Here is a 20,334-nt window from a genome sequence, read left to right as displayed (position 1 = left end):
GCGATGCTCCTTCGGGCAATATGCTGGGAACAGGATAGCAGCGCCATCAAGCGGAAAAATTGCAAACCCAGGCGCGGCTTACCCTAGGATTCCGCATTTAATTGCACCGATAGTCCGTTTTTCGAATTGGATTGCATCATGCCCTTAGACGCCATCGACCAGCGCATTCTCTACCGCCTGCAAGAGAACGGCCAACTCAGCAATCAGGACCTGGCGGAACAGGTGGCGCTGTCGCCGTCGGCCTGCCTGCGACGCGTACGAGCGCTGGAAGAAGGCGGTTTCATCCGCCACTACCGCGCCGTGCTGGACGCCGACAAGCTCGGCTTCGAACTGGAGGCCATCGTCCACGTCACGCTGGACCAGTCGCGTCCGGGCTGGCACGAGACCTTTCTGGCCGGCATCGCGGCGCACGACGAGATCACCGAAGCCAGCATCGTGACGGGAGCCTCGAACTACATCCTGTCGGTGCGCACGCGCAATCTTGCGGCGTTCTCGCAATTCGTCGAAGACAAACTGAGCAAGATCGCGGGCGTGCGCGATCTTTGTTCGCATATCGTCATGCGCAAAGTGAAAGACCGGGGCGGCATGCTGCCGCTGGCCGCCTGGCGCTAGAGGAGATCGCGCCCGGGTCGGCTCAAGCCTGCGCGCCGTGGCGCAAGAAGCCGAACACCGTCACGAAATGGCAGGCCGAGCCGCCCATGACGAACAGGTGCCAGATGCCGTGGGCGTGCCGCCAGCGTTTGTCGTTCACGTAGAACAGCGTGCCGACCGTGTAGGCCGCCGCGCCCGCCAGCAACCAGGCCAGGCCCGCCGATGACAAGGCCCCCGCGATCGGCGCGGCGAACAGCACGCCCAGCCAGCCCATCGCCAGGTACAGCGGCAGCGCTGGCGGCGCGCCGCGCGCCCACCAGAGTTCGCGGCCGATGCCGACCGCCGCCAACAGCCAGATCGCCACGCCCATGACCGCGCCCCAGAAATGCTCGACCGGCCCGAAGGCAAGCGGCGTATAGGTGCCGGCGATCAACAGGTAGATGGCGCAGTGATCGGCCTTGGCCCAGCGCGCTTTGTCGCGGCCGCGCGTGCAGTGATACAGCACCGAGGACGCATAGACCGCGATCATCGACGCCGCGAATACCGCGCAGCTGATGACCTGCCGCGCGTCCACCTTCAATTCGGCTGCCCGCAATATCAGCGCGCCGGAGGCAGCCACCGCCAATCCCAGGCCCGCCAGATGCGTCGCGCCATTGAATCGTTCGCCTTCGTACATGCGTGCCCTCCCCTGCGTTGGAGCCATGACTGCGGCTCCAAGCATGGGCGCGCCGTGTGACAGCTTGACGTCACCGGCGACGGGTCAGGCGATGTAGTCCACCGCGGCGGGAAACCCTTCCACCGCGCGTGCGGCCAGAATGGCGCGCTGCACGGCGATGGCCATGGCCTCGGCCGCCATCACGCCCAGCAGCATCACGTTGCCGGGCTTGCCCGACGTGCCGGTGCCCAGCGCGAAGATCGTGTCGCCGTCGAGCATGGTGTGGATGGGGTTGATGCTGCGCGCCAGGCCATCGTGGGCCATGCCCGCGATTTTCTGCGCCTGCGCCTTGGTCAGCGTGGCGTCGGTGGCCACCACGCCGATCGTGGTCGCGGTGCCGGCGCGCATCGCGCGCGGCAGGTCGCCGGCCAGGATGGCGGCGCGGGTGTCCAGCAGTTGCTTGCCGTCGGCCGTACGCGCGCCCGCCAGGATGCGGCCGGTGTTCGGGTCCAGCACGTCGCCCACCGCGTTCACCGCGACGATGGCGCCCACGGTCACGCCCGCAACGGTCAGCGACGCGCTGCCCAGGCCGCCCTTCATGGCGCGCTGCGGACCGTACAGCTTGCCGACGGTGGCACCCGCACCCGCGCCGACGTTGCCTTCTTCGGACGCATCGGTCGATGCGGATTTGCAGGCTTGGTAGCCGGCCGCCGCGTCCGGCCGGATCGACGCATCGCCCACCCCCAGGTCGAACAGGATGGCCGACGGCACGATGGGTACGTGCGCCACGCCGACGTCAAAACCGATCTTTTTTTCTTCCAGATAGCGCATCACGCCGGTCGCCGCGTCCAGGCCAAAAGCGCTGCCGCCCGCCAGCACGATGGCATGCACTTTTTCCACCATGTTGACGGGGTTGAGCAGATCGGTTTCACGCGTGCCAGGGGCAGCGCCCCGCACATCCACGCCGCCCGTCGCGCCCGCTTCGGCAATGATGACCGTGCAGCCCGTGGGGCGGCGCGTGTCGGTGTAGTGGCCGACGCGCAGGCCTTTAACGTCGGTGATGCTGCCCGAGCCCGGCATGCGCCGCGAGCCGCTCGTGCCATTGGAGCCTTGCGCCGGCATGCTCCCCGCAAATGCCGCCGCGCCTGCCGCCGCCGCCATGAATGCCCGCCTGTTCCATCGCTGTTCCACGCCGATCTCCATTCAGATATCGCATCACACCAAGACCCCGAACGCCCCATGCGGTCGGACACCTGTTAATGACTCGCAGCTATATTTTTACTATTCCTTATGCTTTGTGGAAAAATAGGCGCGTTGCTAGAGTGCGGCTACGACGGAGGACATGCTGTTTGCGGGTGCCCTCCCAAATGACACCGATCTTCCGGAGCATTGCCATGAAACTCTTCCGCTCGTTGTTCATCGCCGGCCTTATCCAGGCCGCCGCCCTGACCGCCGCTCATGCCCAATCCGGGTTGGAGCAGATCAAATCGGCGGGCACTTTCAAGATAGGCACCGAAGGCACCTACGCCCCCTTCACCTTCCACGACGCATCGGGGCAGCTTACCGGTTTTGACGTGGACATTGGGCGCGCCATTGCCGAACGCCTGGGCGTGAAAGCCCAGTTCGTCGAAGGCAAGTGGGACGGGCTGATCGCCGGGCTGGACGCCAAGCGCTATGACGCGGTGATCAATCAAGTGGGCATCACCGATGCGCGCAAAGCCAAATACGACTTTTCCGATCCGTACATCTCGTCGGCCGCCGTGCTGATCGTGCGCGACGACAACACCAGCATCAAGTCATTCGACGACCTGAAGGGCAAGAAGTCCGCCAACACGCTGACCAGCAATTTCGGCAAGCTGGCGCAAAGCCATGGCGCGGAAGTGGTCGCGGTGCAGGGCTTTAACGAAGCCATCGACCTGCTGACTTCGGGCCGCGTGGAAGCCACCGTGAATGACAACCTGTCGTTCCTGGACTTCAAGAAGCAAAAGCCGAACGCCAAGGTCAAGATCGCCGCTACCGACAAGACCGCCGAATTCAGCAATTCGGGCGTGCTGATCCGCAAGGGCAATCCGGAATTGCAGGCCGCCATCAACAAGGCGCTGGCGGACATCAAGGCAGACGGCACCTACAAGACCATCTCGGTCAAATACTTCGGCACGGACCTGTCGACGCAATAAGCGGCGCGCACCCTCATGACGCTACCCTCCTGGCTACAGGCCGTGCTGCCGGACTGGCTGCTGGCGCAGATCGGGTCCTGGACCGTGCCGGCCTGGGTGCAGTTGATGGCCGATTCATTCTGGCCGCTGCTGCACGCCGGGCTGGTGTTCACCGTTCCGCTGACCTTGATGTCGTTCGCGCTGGGGCTGGCGCTGGCGTTCGTGGTGGCGCTGATCCGGCTGTTCGGGCCGGCGCCGCTGGTGGCGCTGGTGCGGTTCTATGTGTGGCTGATCCGTGGCACGCCGCTGCTGGTGCAGCTGTTCGTGATCTTCTACGGCCTGCCCAGCGTGGGCATCGTGCTGGACCCGCTGCCGGCCGCGCTGATCGGCTTCACGCTGAACGTGGGCGCGTACAACTCCGAAGTCATACGCGGCGCCATCGAATCCATCACCAAGGGGCAATGGGAAGCCGCGTACTCCCTGAGCATGACGCGCGGGCAGGCGCTGCGCCGCACGATCCTGCCGCAGGCCGCGCGCGTGGCGGTGCCGCCCTTGTCGAACTCGTTCATCGCGCTGGTCAAGGACACGTCGCTGGCCGCGGTGCTGACGGTGCCGGAAATATTCCAGGCGGCCCAGCGCATCGCCGCGGTCACCTATGAACCCTTGATCCTCTACACCGAAGCCGCGCTGATCTATCTGGTGTTCAGTTCCGTATTGTCGGCCGCGCAAGTCCGACTGGAACGGCGCTTTGGCCAACACGCGGTGTTTTCCGAGAAGACGCGATGATCCACCTGCAGCAAATCGAAAAATCCTTTGGTGGCAATCGGGTGCTGAAAGAGGTGGACGTCACCATCGCCGAAGGCAGCGTCACTGCGCTGATCGGCCCGTCGGGCAGCGGCAAGAGCACGCTGCTGCGTTGCGTGAACCTGCTGGAAGTGCCCGACCGGGGCACGCTTTCCATCGGACCGGAAACCGTGCATTTCGAACCCGGCATGAAGCTGGCGCGCGATCAGGTGCAGCGCGTGCGCAAGCAGACCGGCATGGTGTTCCAGAACTTTCAGCTGTTCCCGCATCAGACCGTGATCGGCAATGTGATGGAAGGCTTGCTGACAGTGCAGAAGTGGCCGCTGGACAAGGCCCGTGCGCGCGCCGAGGAACTGCTGAAAAAAGTGGGCATGTCGGAAAAGGCCGATGCCTGGCCCGCCAATCTGTCGGGCGGCCAGCAGCAGCGCGTGGCCATCGCCCGCGCGCTGGCGCCCGCGCCGCGCGTGCTGCTTTGCGATGAACCCACGTCGGCGCTGGATCCCGGCCTGGCGGCCGAAGTGGTGGACGTGCTGCGTCAGCTTGCCGCCGAAGGCATGACCATGCTGATGGCCACTCACGACCTGCGCCTGGCGGCCAGCGTGTCGCGCGAAGTCGTGTTTTTGCTGGATGGCGTGGTGGTGGAAGCCGGCGAGTCCCGCACGATCTTCGCGCGTCCGGAAGACCCGCGCACGGCCACGTTCATTTCAACGCTGACCCAGGATGCTCAGGCGCTATGAGGGGTATCTGGCGGCGGGTGCAACACGCGTCGCTTCTTCAGACATCTTTCAACATCGAGGGTGTCTTCAGACACCTTAGATCATTTAGGCGGTAAATTTCCAGCCGGGTCGACGGCCTGGCCGTCGTAGCGCAATTCGAAATACAGCCCAACCTGCTTGCTGTCGCTGTTGCCCATTTCGGCGATCTTCTGCCCCTGCTTCACGCTTTGCCCTTCCTTGACCAGCAGCTTGCTGTTGTGGGCATAGATGCTGAGGAAGCTGGCGTTGTGCTTGACGATCACCAGATGGCCGTAGCCGCGCAGGCCGCTGCCCGAATAGGCGACGGTGCCGCCAGCGGCTGCCACGACGGGCGTGCCGGCGGAATTGGAAATGACGATGCCGTTCGAGCCGCCGCCGTCGTAGCCACGAGTGACCTTGCCGGCAGCCGGCCACACCAGCGAGATCGCGCCGGGTGGCGCCGTGCGCCGCTTGGCGGTCGATGTGCCGGAGCGCGACGATGACGCCGGTTTCGACGCCGACTTGCTGGGTGCGGATGTGCGCGCCTGCCCGGCCGGCGGCTCAACCCGCAGCACCTGGCCCACTTCGATGGAATTGGAATTGGACAGGCTGTTCCAGCGCACAAGATTGCTGACCGAGGTGCCTTGCTTGCGCGCAATCTGCGTAAGCGTGTCGCCCGATTGCACACGGTAGTAGCCGGGCTGAACCTTGGTGGTGCCGCAAGCCGCCAACAGCGCCAGCAAGGCCACGATGCACGCCAGCATCCATAGCCGGGCCAAAGGCCGCAAGCGCGCCGGATCACGGGCAGTTTCGCAAAGAGTCGGAGGCAGGGTCTGAACGGGCAAGGAAAGCACTGAAACCTGGGGCGCGGACATGGCGGGTTGAACGAATTTGCGTTCAAGGGTACCAAGATTTTCGCGCGCCGGTGCAAGCAAGCGATACGCGACCGCGCCCCGGGGAATGTATAAGCCGCGAATCACCAGGCCCCGAGCCATCAAGAATCAAAGCGTTTGCAAGGACCGACATGGGTATGACCGACACGACCGCCAGAAATCCGCTCTGCCTGTTACGGGTGCTTCCCAACTTGCTGGTGCGACGCCGGGACGCAGGCGACTGGTCGCAGCGCGTGAACTAGAATGCCGCCATGTCCGACCTGACCCGCCTCTTCCGCCTGGAAAGCGCCGCGCGCGTTCGCGGCGTGCTGTGGCTGGCGCTTCTGGCCCTGACCTTGCGCGCGCTGGTGCCGGCCGGCTACATGCCCGACGTGCGGGCGCTGCACGATGGCCGGCTTGAAGTCACGTTCTGTTCCTCGGCGGGCGACTTATCCACATTGAGCCTGGCGCTGGGCGGCGAGCCTGGCGGCAAGACCGGGCACGACGCCGCCGAGACCGGCGCGCAGTGTCCGTTCGGCTTGCTGGCGCATGTGGCGCCCGCGCCCCTGCCCTTCATCACCCCCATCGTTCTGCCCGTGGGCCGCTACGCGCCGCCCCCACCCGCTTACCGCGCACTGCCAGCGCTGGCCGCGCATGGCCCGCCGCTGGGTTCGCGCGCCCCGCCATCCTGGGTCTGACTTCCGCCTGATGCGCACGGCCCTGCCGCGCGCTTTGCCGACTCGTCACCCCAAGAGGTTTTCATGCGTTTCCCTACCCTGTTCGCGCCGTCCGGCGCGACGCCCCTGCACGCGCCCGATCCGCGCCGACGCCTGCTGCTGTCCTCACTGGCCCTGCTGGCGCTTACCGGTTGCGGCCCCGCTGCTCCCAAGCTGCATGGCATGGATCTGTCCAGCATGCCGACGGGCGACTTCCAACTGCAAGACACCAGCGGCCAGATGCGCACGCTGGCCGACTATCGCGGCCACCCCATCATGCTGTTCTTCGGGTTCACGCAGTGCCCCGACATCTGCCCGACGGCGCTGACGCGCGCGTTGGAGATCAAGGCGCTGCTGGGCGCGGACGCCGACAAGCTGCGTGTGCTGTTCATCACCGTAGACCCCGAGCGCGACACGCCCGAGATCCTGGCCGCCTACACGCAGGCGTTCGACCCCGGCTTCGTGGGTCTGCGCGGCAACGCCGAACAGACGCGCGCCGCCGCCCAGTCGTTCAAGGTGTTCTATCAGAAGGTGCCCACGGGCTCGTCCTACACCATGGACCACACCGCGCTGACCTACCTCATCGACGCCCAGGGCAAGCTGCGCGTGGCCTTGCGCCACCAGCAGAGCGCCCAAGAGTGCGTGGAAGATCTGCGCACCGTGCTGTGACGCCGCCGCGACGCAGCCCCTCCTTATATATAAAGACATAGGAATTCTCATGACCCACACCAACAAGCTCTCGCTCAAATCCCTGGCCGCCGCCATCGCCCTGACCGCGTTGGCCGGCTTTGCCCCCGCCGCGCTGGCGCAGGACGCCGTCAAGGCAGAAGACGTATGGGTGCGCGCCACCGTGCCGAACCAGCACGCCACCGGCGTCTTCATGCAACTGACCTCGCCCACGCCGGGCCGCCTGGTCGCCGTGGAGTCCGACGCCGCCAAGCACGTGGAAGTGCACGAAATGGCCATGCAGGACGACGTGATGAAGATGCGGCAAGTGGCGGGCATCGACCTGCCTGCCGGCCAGAAGGTGGAGCTCAAGCCGGGCGGCTATCACGTCATGCTGATCGACCTGGCCCGCCAGATCACCCCGGGCGACCACGTTGCGCTGACCCTGATCGTGGAAGACGCGCAGCAGCAGCAACACCGCGTGCCGGTCACGGCCGAGGCGCGCGCGCTGAATGCGAAGGCTGGCGCCGCGCCCGCCTCGCACGGGCACTGACCGCCTCTCTATATATAGAGGCAGCGCCACGCGGGCAGCCCGTTGAAAGCACAATGACACCTGTGCTGCACGGCTGAAATACCTTTCGGGCCGCCCCGCCCGCTTTCCTGCAACGCCACGGCGCGCGTCCGGTCGAATCGAAAAGACCGGACGCGCGCCGTTTTCATGTGCCCGGCCAGGCATTGCACATCCAGGAAATCGTCCGACGGAGCATCGCGGGCGACGGCGCGGCCACACTGGCCGCAGGCTTTGTTTGCCAGGAGCGTTACATGAAGACCCTCACCACTACCCTATTGCTGTGCGCTGGCTTGAGCATTGCGGGCGCGGTCCAAGCCCAACCGTCGGCGCAAGCCCCCCAGTACAAGCGTGATCTCTACGGAGACTGGCGCGTCGCCTACCCGGCACCGGTCGCCAAGTCGCGCGATCAGGTCGAACAGGAACTGGCGCAGGCCAAGGCCCACGGCCAGTACAGCTTCGGCCAGGAAGACTATCCCCCCGCGATGGCCACGGGCCCCTCGGAAAGCCGCGCGCAGGTCGACCAGGAATTGCAGCAGGCGCAGATGCAGGGCCAGATGGCGTCCGACGAGGAAGACTATCCGCCCCCGGCCATGGCGCACAGCGGCATGTCTGACATCCACTAGCCAACCGACCGCCGCTGTTTATTGGGGACGCACATATGCCCCCACCGCCAGCGTATCCCGCTGAATCGCCATACAATGCCAGCACATCCACCGTCGGCGCCTGACCCCAGGCCCGGCGGCAGCCGGCCTTCCGCGCCGCGCGCCGGATGCCTGCGTTCCGCGCCGCCGGGCGCTTGACCCGCCGGCGGGCTCGCCGGCAACTCTGTGTCTGGATATGCCCGGTAGTTCCGCCTTTTCATTCCTGCGTACCCTTTGCAGCCTGCGCTGGCTCGCCATCGCCGGCCAAGCCGCCACCATCCTGTTGGCCAGCAGCGTGCTGGGCCTTGCCCTGCCGCTTGAGCCTCTGTGGATCGGCGTGGGCGTGCTGATCGGCTTCAACGCCTACGCCAGCCTGCGGCTGCGCCATCCCCGCGACCTGTCCCACGCCACGGCATTCGGCCATCTGCTGGTGGACATGGCCGCCCTGTCCTGGATGATTGGCTGGAGCGGCGGCATCAGCAACCCGTTCGGCATGATGTTCCTGATCCTGACCGCGCTGGCGGCGCTGGCCCTGCCGCGCAACTGGGCGCTGGCGGCCGCGCTGGCGGGCATTTCGGGCTATGCGGCGGCGGCCATCTTCGGCCAGCCCTTACGCGGCGACGTGGACACGCATTCGCTGCTGCTGTGGGGGCTGGGCGCCAACTTCCTGATTTCGGTGGTCGTGGTGCTGGTGTTCTCCACCCGCCTGGCCTCGGACCTGCGCGCCCGCGAGCGCGAGCTTGCCCGGCTGCGCGAACGCTTCACGCGCAACGAAGGCATCGTCGCGCTGGCCACCCATGCCGCCGCGATGGCGCATGAATTGAACACCCCGCTGGCCACCATGACCCTCTTGGCCGACGAGATCGCCGCCGAGGTCAAGGACGAGGAGCTGCGCGAAGACGTGTCCACCCTGAGCCAATTGCTGGCACTTTGCCGGGAACGCATCCGCAATCTGGCTGTCCCAACCGCCGTGGATCTGGTGCGCGTGGTCGGTCAATGGCGGCTGATCCGGCCGACGATCGACCTGCAACGCTCGGGCACTTTGCCCACCAGCCTGCGGGTGGATCCGGCGATCGCGCATTTGTTGCAAGCCCTTCTGAACAACGCAGCGGATGCCGGCGAAGCCGCCGACAACCCGCGCGTGGATCTGCATCTGGAATATGGCTATGGCGCCCTGCGTGGCGAAGTGCGGGATTACGGACGGGGCTTCGACCCCGACCAGACCCTGCTGCCCGCGACCAGCCTGTTCAACAGCGGCAAGCCGGGAGGGCTGGGCGTGGGCCTGGCGCTGTCGCACGCCACCGTCGAACAGCTGGGGGGCGAAATGACCATGACCGCCGCCGTTGGGGGAGGCACCCGCATCCGCTTTTACCTGCCCCTGGGCAACCCCGGAACTTGAAGTGATGAACCCTACCGACCTTGGCCTTCTGATCGACGACGACGAACTGTACGTGCGCACCCTGCAGCGCAGCCTGTCGCGTCGCGGCCTGGAAACCCGCACCGCCACGGGCATCGCCGAAGCCTTGCGCGTGGCCGAGGAAATCCGCCCGGCCTTCGCGCTGGTGGACCTGCGCCTGGGCGAAGACTCCGGCCTGACGCTGATCCGCCCGCTGCGCGCCCTGCGCGCCGACATGCGCATCCTGCTGGTGACCGGCTACGCCAGCGTGGCCACCGCCGTCGAGGCCATCAAGCGCGGCGCGGACGACTACCTGCCCAAGCCCGCCACGGCGCCGATGATCCTGCGCACCCTGGGCTTGGTGAAGCCAGAATCCGTTACCATCGAAACGACCATGACACCGTTGCACCGCCTAGAATGGGAGCACATTCACCAGGCGCTCCACGAAACTGGCGGCAACGTTTCGGCAGCGGCGCGCCTCTTGGGCATGCACCGCCGGTCGCTTCAGCGCAAGCTGGCAAAAAAACCGGGGCCGGAGCGCGAAGTGCTCGTGGATTGATTTGTGCGGGTGCGATACATCTTTACAACACCCCATGTGCAGGTGCGACATATCGTCGCACCCCCTGCACCTCCTCCGGGGCGATTGCTCCCCTAGGAAAACCCTGAATCTGTTCCCATGAGGACAGATTCCTCCCAGGCAATGCGACCTTTCGTCGCATGCTTGATGGATATCAAGCCGATAGGATGGACGTTGCTGCTTGGCAGCATTTCGCCCCGCTGCTATGCAGCATTTCCCACCTTCCATCCAAGGCTGTACGTGAAACACCCCCTCCTTGCGACCCTTACGCGCATTTTTGGCGTCGGCGCGGTCATGCTGCTTGGCGGCTGCAACATGGAAATCCTCTCCCCCAAGGGAGATATTGGCGCCCAGGAAAAGACTTTGCTGTTCACGGCGACGGGGCTCATGCTCATCGTCGTGATTCCGGTCATCGTCATGATCCTGGCTTTTGCCTGGAAATACCGCGCATCCAATACCAAAGCTGACTACCAGCCCAAGTGGGCTCACTCCACGGCGATCGAAATCGTGGTCTGGACCGTTCCTTGTATCATCGTGGCGATTCTTGCCGTGATCACCTGGCGCTCCACGCACGCGCTGGATCCCTACAAGCCGCTCGTATCCGAACACAAGCCCGTCACCATCGAGGTGGTGTCGCTGGATTGGAAGTGGCTGTTCATCTATCCCGAATACGACATCGCCACGGTCAACGAGATCGCGTTCCCCGTGGACGTCCCGGTCAACTTCCGGATCACGTCGGCCTCGGTGATGAACTCGTTCTTCATTCCGCAGCTCGGCAGCCAGATCTACTCGATGGCCGGCATGGAAACGAAGTTGCACCTGAATGCGCGCGAAGCCGGCACCTACGCCGGTATCTCGGCCAACTACAGCGGCGCCGGTTTCTCCGGCATGCGCTTCAAGGCCATCGCCATGTCGCAGGAAGGGTTCGACAACTGGATCAAGGAAGCCAAGGCGGCTCCCACGGCCCTGACCCCCGAAGTCTATGCAGAGCTGACCAAGCGCAGCGAACGCAACCCGGTCGTCAAGTATTCGTCGGCGCCTCCCGCCATGTTTGATTTCGTCTTGGGCAGCACGATGTCCAAGATGGCCGGTGTGGACTCCGCCACGTGCACGTCCACGTCGAACAATCTGATCGCAGGAATTAACTAACAATGCTCGGGAAACTCACCCTCGAGGCCGTTCCGTACCATGAACCTATCGTCATGGTTACGCTGGCCGCCGTGTGCCTGGGAGGCCTAGCGGTCTTCGGCGCCATCACTTACTTCGGCAAGTGGAAGTACCTCTGGACGGAATGGCTGACGTCCGTGGATCACAAGCGCATCGGCGTGATGTACATCATCGTCGCCCTGATCATGCTGCTGCGCGGCTTTGCCGACGCCATCATGATGCGTACGCAGCTGGCGGTCGCTTCCGCCGACTCTGCCGGCTTCCTGCCACCGCACCACTACGACCAGATCTTCACCGCCCACGGCGTCATCATGATTTTCTTCATGGCGATGCCTTTCATTACCGGGCTGATGAACATCGTGGTGCCGCTGCAGATCGGCGCGCGCGACGTGGCCTACCCGTTCCTGAACTCGTTGAGCTTCTGGCTGTTCGGCGCTGGCGTCGCACTGATGATGATCTCGCTGTTCGTGGGCGAATTCGCCGCGACCGGCTGGCTCGCCTATCCGCCGCTGTCAGGGTTGGACTACAGCCCAAGCGTCGGGGTGGACTACTACATCTGGGCGCTTCAGATCTCCGGATTGGGCACCACACTTAGCGGCATCAACTTCATCGTCACCATCCTGCGCATGCGCGCACCGGGCATGAGCCTGATGAAGATGCCGATCTTCACGTGGACCTCGCTGGTCACCAACGTGCTGATCGTCGCCGCCTTCCCCGTATTGGCTGCAACGCTTGCGCTGCTGACCATGGACCGCTACCTGGGCACGCACTTCTTCACGAACGACATGGGCGGCAACGTCATGATGTACGTGAACCTGATCTGGATCTGGGGCCACCCCGAGGTCTACATCCTGGTGCTGCCGGCGTTTGGCGTGTATTCGGAAATCGTCGCCACCTTCGCCCGCAAGACCCTGTTCGGCTACAAGTCCATGGTTTACGCCACGGCCGCCATCGGCGTGCTGTCGTTCCTGGTCTGGCTGCACCACTTCTTCACCATGGGTGCGGGGGCCAACGTCAATGCCTTCTTCGGCATAGCGACGATGATCATCTCGATCCCGACGGGCGCGAAGATCTTCAACTGGCTGTTCACCATCTACCGCGGCCGCCTGCGCATCACGACGCCGGTGCTGTGGACGCTGGGCTTCATGATCGTCTTCGTCATCGGCGGCATGACCGGCGTGATGCTGGCCATCCCCGGCGTGTCCTTCGTGCTGCACAACAGCTTGTTCCTGATCGCCCACTTCCACAACACCATCATCGGTGGCGTGGTGTTTGGTTGTATCGCGGGCATGACCTACTGGTTCCCCAAGGCGTTCGGCTTCACGCTGAATGAGCGCCTGGGCCGCTACTCGTTCTACTGCTGGTTCGTCGGCTTCTTCATGGCCTTCATGCCCCTGTACATCCTGGGCTTCAAGGGCATGACGCGTCGCCTGAACCACTACGACAACCCGGAATGGCAGCCGTACCTGCTGGTCGCGCTGGCTGGCGCCGCGCTGATCATGCTGGGCATCTGGTTCCTGTTGCAGCAAGTGTTCGTGTCGGTTCGCCAACGCAAGCAGAACCAGGACGTCACCGGCGATCCCTGGGATGGCCGTACCCTGGAATGGTCGATTTCGTCGCCCGCTCCTTTCTACAACTTCGCCCACGTTCCTCACGTCGATGAGCTGGACCAGTTCTGGGAAGACAAGCAAAGCGGCAAGGCCTACAAGCGCCCGGCCAAGTACGAAGACATCCACATGCCGAAGAACACCGGCGCCGGCGTATACATCGGCCTGTTCGGCCTGGTGATGTGCTTCGCGCTGATCTGGCACATCTGGTGGCTCGCCATCGCCGGTTTCGTCGGCATGGTCGGTTCGTTCATCGCCCGCGCCTACGATCGCGACGTCGATTACTGGGTCCCGGCCGCGGAAGTCGAACGCATCGAAAACGCTCACTTTGACAAAATGCAGAAGGCCGCCTGAGCCATGATTCAAGCCGTAGCCACTCACCCCCACGCGGGTCACGACGATCACGCGCATCACGACGATGGATCCAAGACCGTTTTCGGTTTCTGGGTCTATCTGATGAGCGACTTGCTGATCTTTTCGGTGCTGTTCGCCACGTTCGCGGTGTTGTCCAACGCCACCGCGGGCGGCCCCACGGGCAAGGAATTGTTCGACCTGAAGTTCGTGCTGGTCGAAACGCTGTTGCTGTTGTTCTCCAGCTTCACCTTCGGCATGGCCAACCTGAACGTGCACGCCAACAACAAGTCCCGCGCAATGGGCTGGTTGATGGTGACGTTTCTGTTCGGCGCGGGCTTTATCGCGATGGAAGTCTGGGAATTCCATCACCTGATCACTGAAGGCGCCGGTCCGGGCCGCAGCGCGTACCTGTCGGCGTTCTTCACGCTGATCGGCACGCACGGCCTGCACGTCACCTTCGGCCTGATCTGGATCATCGTGATGCTGGACATGATCCGCCGCCATGGCCTGGACTCGATCAACAAGCGTCGTCTGGCGTGCCTGAGCCTGTTCTGGCACTTCCTGGACATCGTCTGGATCTGCGTCTTCACCTTCGTCTATCTTTTGGGAGCCATCTGATGTCGCACTCCGCTGCGGCCGCACACGGCCACGACGATCACGCCGCCGACCACGGCAGCCTGAAGTCCTACATCATCGGTTTCGTGCTCTCGCTGTTGCTCACCTTCGGCTCGTTCGGCCTGGTGATGCACGGCGCCCTGTCGCACACCATCACCATCATCGGCGTGGTTGCCTTGTGCGTGCTCCAGTTGCTGGTGCAACTGGTGTACTTCCTGCACATGGGTTCCTCGAAGGAATCGCGCGACAACCTGTCCGCGTTCGTCTTCACCGTGCTGATCATCGCCATCATCGTCGGCGGTTCGGCATGGGTGCTGTACAACATGAACGTCAACATGGGCCACGCCATGTAATGACGGCTTGCGACCGGCCCTGACGGGCCGCCGCAACAGACGCAGGCGCCTTCGGGCGCCTGTTTTTTTTGGGGATTTGGGATGGTGGGCGGGCGGCGGGTTTGCGCCAGCCCGGGTTCTTTCTGCCCGGGAACGTGAGCAGGACGGCGAGTGCCGGCATGGCGTCGTCAGCCCTGCTCCCCGCCAACCCGCGCAGCGATCTGCGCGCGGCCTATCAGCCCGGCGCTTTCACCGTCAGGTTCACGTTGGCCCGCGTGGCGAGATCGCGGGCGCTCACCCCGACGAAAGGCTGCACGCGCGACTGCTGATTCAGATCGCAACTGGCCGCGCCCTGAGCGCCATCGAGCACCTGCCGGATCGCGCGCGCCCCCGTCGGGCCGATGGGGCCGTTATTGCCCAATTGCCAGGCCAGCACGTCGGCCACCGCCATGCCGCAACGCCACGGGCTGCGGTACAGGTCCGCATCGTGGTCCATCAACATCGTTGCCTTGGGCTCGTTGCCCACGCGCAGCATCGTCACCAGCGGCAAGGCGTCGGCGTCCACCACGCCCTCGATGCGTATGCCGGGGTCCGTTCTGTCCGACGGGTTCGCGCCCTGTTGCAGCCATTGCAGGTACAGGTCGTCGGGCAGCCACGGCAGACTGAGCGGCGCGATGTTGTTGTTGGCCACGCCGGTTGCGTCATCGGCTCGCGCCAGCGGCACGCCGGCCGCCAGCAAGCGCTCGGCCGTGGCGCGCAGCTTGGCGCGCTGGCCGTCCCACTGCTCGCCGTTCGGCTTGCCGGCCGCGCCCATCTCCATCCGGTTCCACACGATCAACAGGCTGGACAGCGATTCGGGCGTCAAGGGGGCGCGCGGTGGCTGGGCGGCTTGCGCAAGGCGGTCCACCAGCGCGGGCTGCAAGGTGCGCGCGGCCAGGGTCAGCGCTTCGTTCAAGCCATTGCGTTCGGGCGTCTTGCTGGCGCTGTAGCCACCGATGGCGGGGTCCGCGCCATGGGCCAGCGCGAAGTTCACGCGCTCGGAAACCGGATACACCGCCGTCGGCGTGAATTCCTTGTCTATGCTGTCGCGCAGCGCTTCCAGCAAGGGCGTTTCCCACATGCCGCGCGGGCCGTAGTACATGCGCACGTAGGCGGCGTTGATGTCCGCGCCCTTGGCCAGCAGCGCCTCGGCGAACCACAAGGTCTTGGGGCTTTGCATGGCGGCGTGCAGCGCGGAGCGTCCGTTCTTTTCGCGCACGTTCGGGTTGGCGCCCTTGGCCAGCAGGTAGTTCAGGTTGTCCTTGTCTGCGCCGGAATACGAGATGCGCCGCACCAGCAACGGCATGCCGCTGGAATCGGGCGTGTCCAACGGCGCGCCGGCCGCGATCAAGGCATCGGCCAGCGCGTAACGCGTCTCGGCGGGGCGTGTGTCGCGGCCGTCGGGCAGCGCGCTGGCCAGCAGCACGTAGCCGTTGTTGGGACCATCCGCGCGCGCGCCTGCCGCCAGCAGCACCTGCACCGTGTCCAGCTGCTTGCGCGATACCGCCACCGCCAGCGCCGACGTGCCGTTCTCGTTGACGCCGTTCGGATCCTGTCCGGCCGCCAACTCGGCGCGCACCGCGTTCAGGTCGTCTGACTGGATCGCCTTGAAGATCGCCAGGCGCGGCCGGCAGACCTGCGCGCTCAGGGACGTTTCATTCAGCGCCGCGCCGATGCGGGCGGCGATGTTGGCCGGAATGGGTTCACCGGCCGCCAGCTTGCGCGAGCAGTACAGGCGATAGTCCTCGCGCGCGAGCGCCTCGAAATAATCACGCTTGTCGCGTGTCTTGGTGCGCTGTTGATAGCGGGCGTCGGCGCGGTTCAGATAAGCCGCCGTGCGCGCGGGGTCGCGTCGCAGCACATCGGTCAGGATGCGGTCGGCCTGCTCGGTATCGCCCGACTCGGCAAGCCAGAAGCCGTAGTCGTTCAATGCCGTCAACATGTCCGGGTCCTTGCCCGTGGGGTCGATCTCGCGGTAGTCCTGCTCCATCACGAAACGGCGCAGGTCCGCCAGCGCCCGGCTGAACTCAGCCGTCTTGGCGCGCGGAATGGCGCGCGCCACCTGATGCAGCGTGCGGAACGTGGCGGTCACGTACACGGGCGTTCGATATTCAAAGCGCACGTCGGCGGGAAACGACTTCAGGCGCACGGGATAGTCGGTCAAGGCGGGCCGCAAGGTCGCCAAGGCCTGCGCCCGGCGCTCGTCGGTCCAGGGCCGATCGGCCGTGATGACCGCCACGCTTGCGTCCGCCTGGACAGCCGCGGCCACGCCGTCCGGGCCGACCAGAAAACCCTTGGCTTGCGTGTCGTCTTCGCCGTTGTAGCGGTAGCCCACCCAGTATTGCGTCTGCCCCTCGCGCGGGGTTCTGACCTCTACGTTTTCCTGCTTGGCTGCCGTCCAGGTCGATGGATCGATCACCAGCGGTTGCGAGCGGAAATCCAGGTTGAACGCCTTGCCGTCCGCGCGCACGTAGCGATACAGGTACAGCCGGTTTTCCATCTGTCCGACCAGCACCGCGTCCTTGACGTTCTCGGTGCCCCACGCGCGCCGCTCCGGTTCGCGCAGCGGATAGCGCGACAGGCGCATCGCATCGATGACGGCCCCCACGTCGTAGGCCATGGCGGCCGGCGGTGACGCCGACACGCCCGCCAACGCCACCAGGACGGCGCCAAACAATCGGGAAACTGCGGGACGGAAGCTGCGCGGCATTCTAGGGGAAACCCGGTAAGTGCAAGGATGCCGATGATACTCGCGCGCCCTGTCCCCCTCTGTAGAGCCGCTGGCGACGCCGTTTGCCCGTGCGGCCGTTCGGGTATGTCCTGAGACCATTTTGTCCACAATATCGCAAGCCTGACACAGCTTTCGATATATATTTCGCAACATAACGACTTCATTAACATCAGAATTACTTTAGCGAACGCCGCTACCCCTGCCATGGACGCCGTGCTGACTTCTACTCCCGCCCATGCCGACATCGCCATGTCGGCCCAGCGGTTTGCCCGCGCCCTGCTGCATCACGCACCGCCCAGCCATCCCGACGCCGGCTTTTTCGCCACCGTGATCGGCACCAGCCTTGCGCATCACGATCTGGCTCGCAGCGGCTTGTGCCCGCAGGAAATCGCGGACCTGATGGATCATCTTTTCCCCGGTGCGCTGGATTCGCAAGACGCCCGGCTGGCAGAATTCATCGAGCAATACGCTGAATACGCGGCAAGCGGCCGGGGCGATCCGCAACCGGGCTTCACGCTGCTGATGCGTGTGCTGCTCGAAGCCTATCGCGCGCCCGAGCCCAGCACCACGGCTTGGGTCACCGGCGTACTGGCGCACGCCTGCCTGCGGCCCGACCACCTTTGGCGCGACCTGGGCCTGTCCGGGCGCGAAGACGTCACCTTCCTGTTGGCGCGGCATTATCCGGGCCTGGTGATGCGCAATTCGCGCAACCTGCGCTGGAAAAAATTCCTGGCCTATTCCGCGTGCGAGCATGCCGGCCTGCCCCCTTCCGCCGCGCCCGGCTGCCCGCAGTGCGAAGACCACGACATCTGCTATCCGAACGCGCCCGACTGAACGCGCGCAGTCTCAGAAGCGATAGGTCGCGCCCACGCCCATGCCCAGGCTGCGTCCGGCAGCAGGCTCGTAATAGCGGCCATTGCTCTCGTTGACGATGACCGAACCTACGTAACGCTTGTCGAACAGGTTATCCACACGCGCATAGGCGTTGAGTTCCCACGCATTTATTTTCTTCACATAGCCGGCGCTGATCGCGGCCACGAAATAGCCGGGCGCGTCCTGATCGTTGGCGTCGTTCACATAGATCTTGCTCAACACGCGGCCTTCGACCGACGCCTGCCAGCCTTGCGGCGGCGCCCACGCCAACGAGGCGAACAGCGCTTGCCGCGCGATGCCGGGTATCTTGTTGCCCGCGCGGATTCCGCCCGAGCCGTCGTCCACGTAGCGCGCGTTCAGCAACGTATAGGCAAACTGCGTGCGCCAGTGCGGCGCGTGTTCGCCTGACCAGCCCAGCTCCAGCCCGTCGCGACGGGTGCGACCGGCGTTCTGGTAGCTCGTGCGTCCCCCGGTGCTGCCGGCCGATACGATTTCGTCGTCGGTGCCCGTGTGAAAGACGGCGGCCGTGGCCAGGCCTCCCGCCACGCGCGCCTTCACGCCCGCTTCCAGATTGGTGCTGAGTGACGGGGCCAACCCGAAATTCAGGCCCGGCTGGCCACCGGGGCGGTACGAGATTTCATTCAGGGTGGGCGTCTCGAATCCGCGGCCATACGAGGCGTACAGGCTGACGTCGGCGCTCGCCGCGTAGCGCACCGCCGCGACGGGCAAGGCCTTGCGATAGCGCGCATCGCCGCTGTCGTCGCCATTGCCGCTGACGATGTAATGATCGTTGGAATCGAAATTGACGGTGCTATAGCGCAGGCCCGCGTCCAGCGTCCAGCGCGGCGACACTTTCCACGATGCCTGCACATAGGGATCAGCGTTGTAGACGCTGTTGGTTTCGTCGCGGCGCAACGCGCCTTGCACGCCCAGGTTCGGGTTGGCGACCGAGCCGGTGAAATTCTGATAACCCTTGCGGTCTTCCTGCATGGCGTCGTAGGCGAAGCCGCCCACCAGGGTCAGCGCGCGCCCGGCCAGGTCGAGTTCGGAGGTCCAGCGCAAGTCCGCGCCGCCGTACTGGCGGGACAGGTCGATGACGCCGCCCGCCTGCGTGGGCGCCAACTGCGCGGCTGGCGGAATCGATTGGTACTGCGTCGTATCGCGCTGGCCGTAATAGGCCATCAGGCGCAGCGTGTTGCGGCCGTCCACCTGCCGCTCGTAGACCACGCCGCCTTGCGTCTGGCGCACGGTCTTGCGGGTGTCGTACTGCTGGGCCAAGGGCGCCGCGCGCGGGTCATCCTGGAATTGCTGCCAGGTCAGGCCCAGCGGGTCCTGCGCTTTCAGGTCGACGCTGTTCAGCACGATGGTCAGGCGGCTGGCGTCATCCAGCTGCAAGCCCAGCTTGGCGTTGGCCAGATTCTTTCTGGCGGCGCTGTGATCGCGATAGCCGTCGGTTGTGAAGCGGGTGGCGCTCAAGACGTAGTCCAGATCGCCTTCGCCCTGACCCTGACCCTGACCCGCAACGCCGCTGGCCAGCACGCCATAACGCCACGTGCCGTAACTGGCGCCCCATCCATTGGCCGACAGCGACGGCGGCGATGCGCCGTCTTCGGTATAGGCCTGGATCACACCGCCCGACGAATTGCCATATAGCGCCGAGAATGGCCCGCGCATGACTTCCACCCGGGCAAGCGAGGCGATGTCGATGTTGGACGTCTGCCCCTGCCCGTCCGGCATCGTGGCCGGAATGCCGTCCACATACAGCCGCACGCCGCGCACCCCAAACGTGGATCGCGCACCGAAACCCCGGCTGGAAATCTGCAGGTCCTGCGCGTAGTTCTGGCGGTTCTGGATTTGCAGGCCCGGCACACCCGCCAACCCTTCCGACAGGTTGATGCGCTGCTGCCCCTGGCGCATCACCGCGCCGTCGATCACGTCCACCGAGGCGGGCGTGTCCAGCACCGAGGTGCCCAGGCGAGTGCCGGTCACGACGACAGGCGCCAGCGTAGCGTCCACCGCCTGCGCCCAGGCGCTGTTGGCCAGGCCCGCCGCCAGCGATCCCTGCGCCAACCACCGCAAGCCCCGCCGCAGCCCGCGCTGCCCGTGCCAGCGTTCGGCGTTTGTGGTCTGCATGCCCGCGTGCTGCCCCGCCTGCTCCGTCACCGATGTCTCCTTGTACACATGCCTGAAAGATCCTGCGGCCATTGGAAATCCGCCTCGGGAATAGGTTCTAATAG

At 65.0% G+C, this 20,334-nt stretch carries 20 protein-coding genes; 15 read left to right on the top strand and 5 right to left on the bottom strand.

The features are described from left to right. The first annotated feature begins 138 nt into the window (after positions 1–138). Entirely contained in the window at positions 139–612 is a 474-nt protein-coding gene (locus tag API01S_RS16175; RefSeq protein ID WP_006221310.1) for an Lrp/AsnC family transcriptional regulator, read from the top strand. A 22-nt stretch (positions 613–634) separates the two neighbouring features. Here the strand turns inward: API01S_RS16175 and trhA are convergent, their stop codons facing one another. After that, complete coding sequence (trhA, locus tag API01S_RS16170) at positions 635–1,267, bottom strand: PAQR family membrane homeostasis protein TrhA (protein WP_050731084.1); 633 nt, start codon at positions 1,265–1,267, stop codon at positions 635–637. A gap of 84 nt (positions 1,268–1,351) precedes the next feature. Next, positions 1,352–2,449: a P1 family peptidase gene (locus tag API01S_RS16165; protein ID WP_006221312.1), complete on the bottom strand. Its 1,098-nt coding sequence runs from the start codon at positions 2,447–2,449 to the stop codon at positions 1,352–1,354. Between the two features lie 191 nt (positions 2,450–2,640). Between API01S_RS16165 and API01S_RS16160 the strand changes: the two genes are divergently transcribed. The 3 genes from API01S_RS16160 to API01S_RS16150 all read left to right on the top strand — a co-directional run bounded on the left by API01S_RS16160 (position 2,641) and on the right by API01S_RS16150 (position 4,943). Further along, positions 2,641–3,423, top strand: a complete 783-nt coding sequence (locus API01S_RS16160; protein ID WP_039883546.1) for an amino acid ABC transporter substrate-binding protein — start codon at positions 2,641–2,643, stop codon at positions 3,421–3,423. Positions 3,424–3,507: 84 nt separating this feature from the next. Further along, the gene (locus API01S_RS16155; protein WP_039884473.1) at positions 3,508–4,188 is read left to right on the top strand and encodes an ABC transporter permease subunit; all 681 of its coding nucleotides are present in this window, start codon (positions 3,508–3,510) and stop codon (positions 4,186–4,188) included. After that, positions 4,185–4,943: an amino acid ABC transporter ATP-binding protein gene (locus API01S_RS16150; protein WP_061305252.1), complete on the top strand. Its 759-nt coding sequence runs from the start codon at positions 4,185–4,187 to the stop codon at positions 4,941–4,943. Before API01S_RS16155 ends, API01S_RS16150 begins: the two co-directional genes overlap by 4 nt. An 80-nt stretch (positions 4,944–5,023) precedes the next feature. On the opposite strand, the gene API01S_RS16145 is transcribed toward API01S_RS16150, so the two are convergent. Next, positions 5,024–5,704, bottom strand: coding sequence for a peptidoglycan DD-metalloendopeptidase family protein (locus API01S_RS16145; protein WP_039883548.1), 681 nt, complete (start codon positions 5,702–5,704; stop codon positions 5,024–5,026). A gap of 380 nt (positions 5,705–6,084) precedes the next feature. Between API01S_RS16145 and API01S_RS16140 the strand changes: the two genes are divergently transcribed. From API01S_RS16140 to cyoD, 10 genes are all read left to right on the top strand, one after another. Continuing rightward, a complete protein-coding gene (locus API01S_RS16140) occupies positions 6,085–6,510 on the top strand; it encodes a DUF2946 family protein (RefSeq protein WP_061305250.1) in 426 nt (141 codons plus the stop codon). A 63-nt stretch (positions 6,511–6,573) separates the two neighbouring features. Beyond that, complete coding sequence (locus tag API01S_RS16135) at positions 6,574–7,197, top strand: SCO family protein (RefSeq protein WP_006221318.1); 624 nt, start codon at positions 6,574–6,576, stop codon at positions 7,195–7,197. A gap of 49 nt (positions 7,198–7,246) precedes the next feature. Then, entirely contained in the window at positions 7,247–7,747 is a 501-nt protein-coding gene (locus tag API01S_RS16130; RefSeq protein WP_006221319.1) for a copper chaperone PCu(A)C, read from the top strand. Positions 7,748–8,016: 269 nt separating this feature from the next. Next, positions 8,017–8,388: a DUF4148 domain-containing protein gene (locus API01S_RS16125; protein WP_039883550.1), complete on the top strand. Its 372-nt coding sequence runs from the start codon at positions 8,017–8,019 to the stop codon at positions 8,386–8,388. Positions 8,389–8,602: 214 nt separating this feature from the next. Then, positions 8,603–9,805 carry an ATP-binding protein gene (locus API01S_RS16120; protein ID WP_061305248.1) on the top strand — a complete coding sequence of 401 codons (1,203 nt, stop codon included), beginning with the start codon at positions 8,603–8,605 and terminating at the stop codon, positions 9,803–9,805. Positions 9,806–9,809: 4 nt separating this feature from the next. After that, positions 9,810–10,361: a response regulator transcription factor gene (locus API01S_RS16115; RefSeq protein WP_006221322.1), complete on the top strand. Its 552-nt coding sequence runs from the start codon at positions 9,810–9,812 to the stop codon at positions 10,359–10,361. A gap of 258 nt (positions 10,362–10,619) precedes the next feature. Further along, positions 10,620–11,528, top strand: coding sequence for a ubiquinol oxidase subunit II (gene cyoA / locus API01S_RS16110; protein ID WP_039884475.1), 909 nt, complete (start codon positions 10,620–10,622; stop codon positions 11,526–11,528). A gap of 2 nt (positions 11,529–11,530) precedes the next feature. Further along, positions 11,531–13,507, top strand: a complete 1,977-nt coding sequence (gene cyoB / locus API01S_RS16105) for a cytochrome o ubiquinol oxidase subunit I (protein ID WP_006221324.1) — start codon at positions 11,531–11,533, stop codon at positions 13,505–13,507. 3 nt (positions 13,508–13,510) lie between these two features. Beyond that, a complete protein-coding gene (gene cyoC / locus API01S_RS16100) occupies positions 13,511–14,125 on the top strand; it encodes a cytochrome o ubiquinol oxidase subunit III (protein WP_006221325.1) in 615 nt (204 codons plus the stop codon). Further along, positions 14,125–14,475 carry a cytochrome o ubiquinol oxidase subunit IV gene (cyoD, locus tag API01S_RS16095; protein ID WP_006221326.1) on the top strand — a complete coding sequence of 117 codons (351 nt, stop codon included), beginning with the start codon at positions 14,125–14,127 and terminating at the stop codon, positions 14,473–14,475. The genes cyoC and cyoD overlap by 1 nt, the downstream gene beginning before the upstream one ends. 214 nt (positions 14,476–14,689) lie before the next feature. Here cyoD and API01S_RS16090 read toward each other — a convergent pair whose 3' ends face one another. After that, positions 14,690–17,170, bottom strand: coding sequence for an ankyrin repeat domain-containing protein (locus tag API01S_RS16090; RefSeq protein WP_084802444.1), 2,481 nt, complete (start codon positions 17,168–17,170; stop codon positions 14,690–14,692). A gap of 258 nt (positions 17,171–17,428) precedes the next feature. Here API01S_RS16090 and API01S_RS16085 point away from each other — a divergent pair, with 258 nt between their 5' ends. Next, on the top strand, positions 17,429–18,058 hold the full coding sequence (locus tag API01S_RS16085) for a nitrogen fixation protein NifQ (RefSeq protein ID WP_050731078.1): 630 nt from the start codon (positions 17,429–17,431) through the stop codon (positions 18,056–18,058). 12 nt (positions 18,059–18,070) lie between these two features. Here the strand turns inward: API01S_RS16085 and API01S_RS16080 are convergent, their stop codons facing one another. After that, the gene (locus API01S_RS16080; protein ID WP_254598602.1) at positions 18,071–20,230 is read right to left on the bottom strand and encodes a TonB-dependent receptor; all 2,160 of its coding nucleotides are present in this window, start codon (positions 20,228–20,230) and stop codon (positions 18,071–18,073) included. Between the last annotated feature and the right edge of the window lie 104 nt (positions 20,231–20,334).

It is taken from the genome of Achromobacter piechaudii NBRC 102461 (assembly GCF_001571245.1).
Taxonomy (GTDB): Bacteria; Pseudomonadota; Gammaproteobacteria; order Burkholderiales; family Burkholderiaceae_B; genus Achromobacter; species Achromobacter piechaudii.
This window is presented reverse-complemented; position numbering and strand designations above follow the sequence as displayed.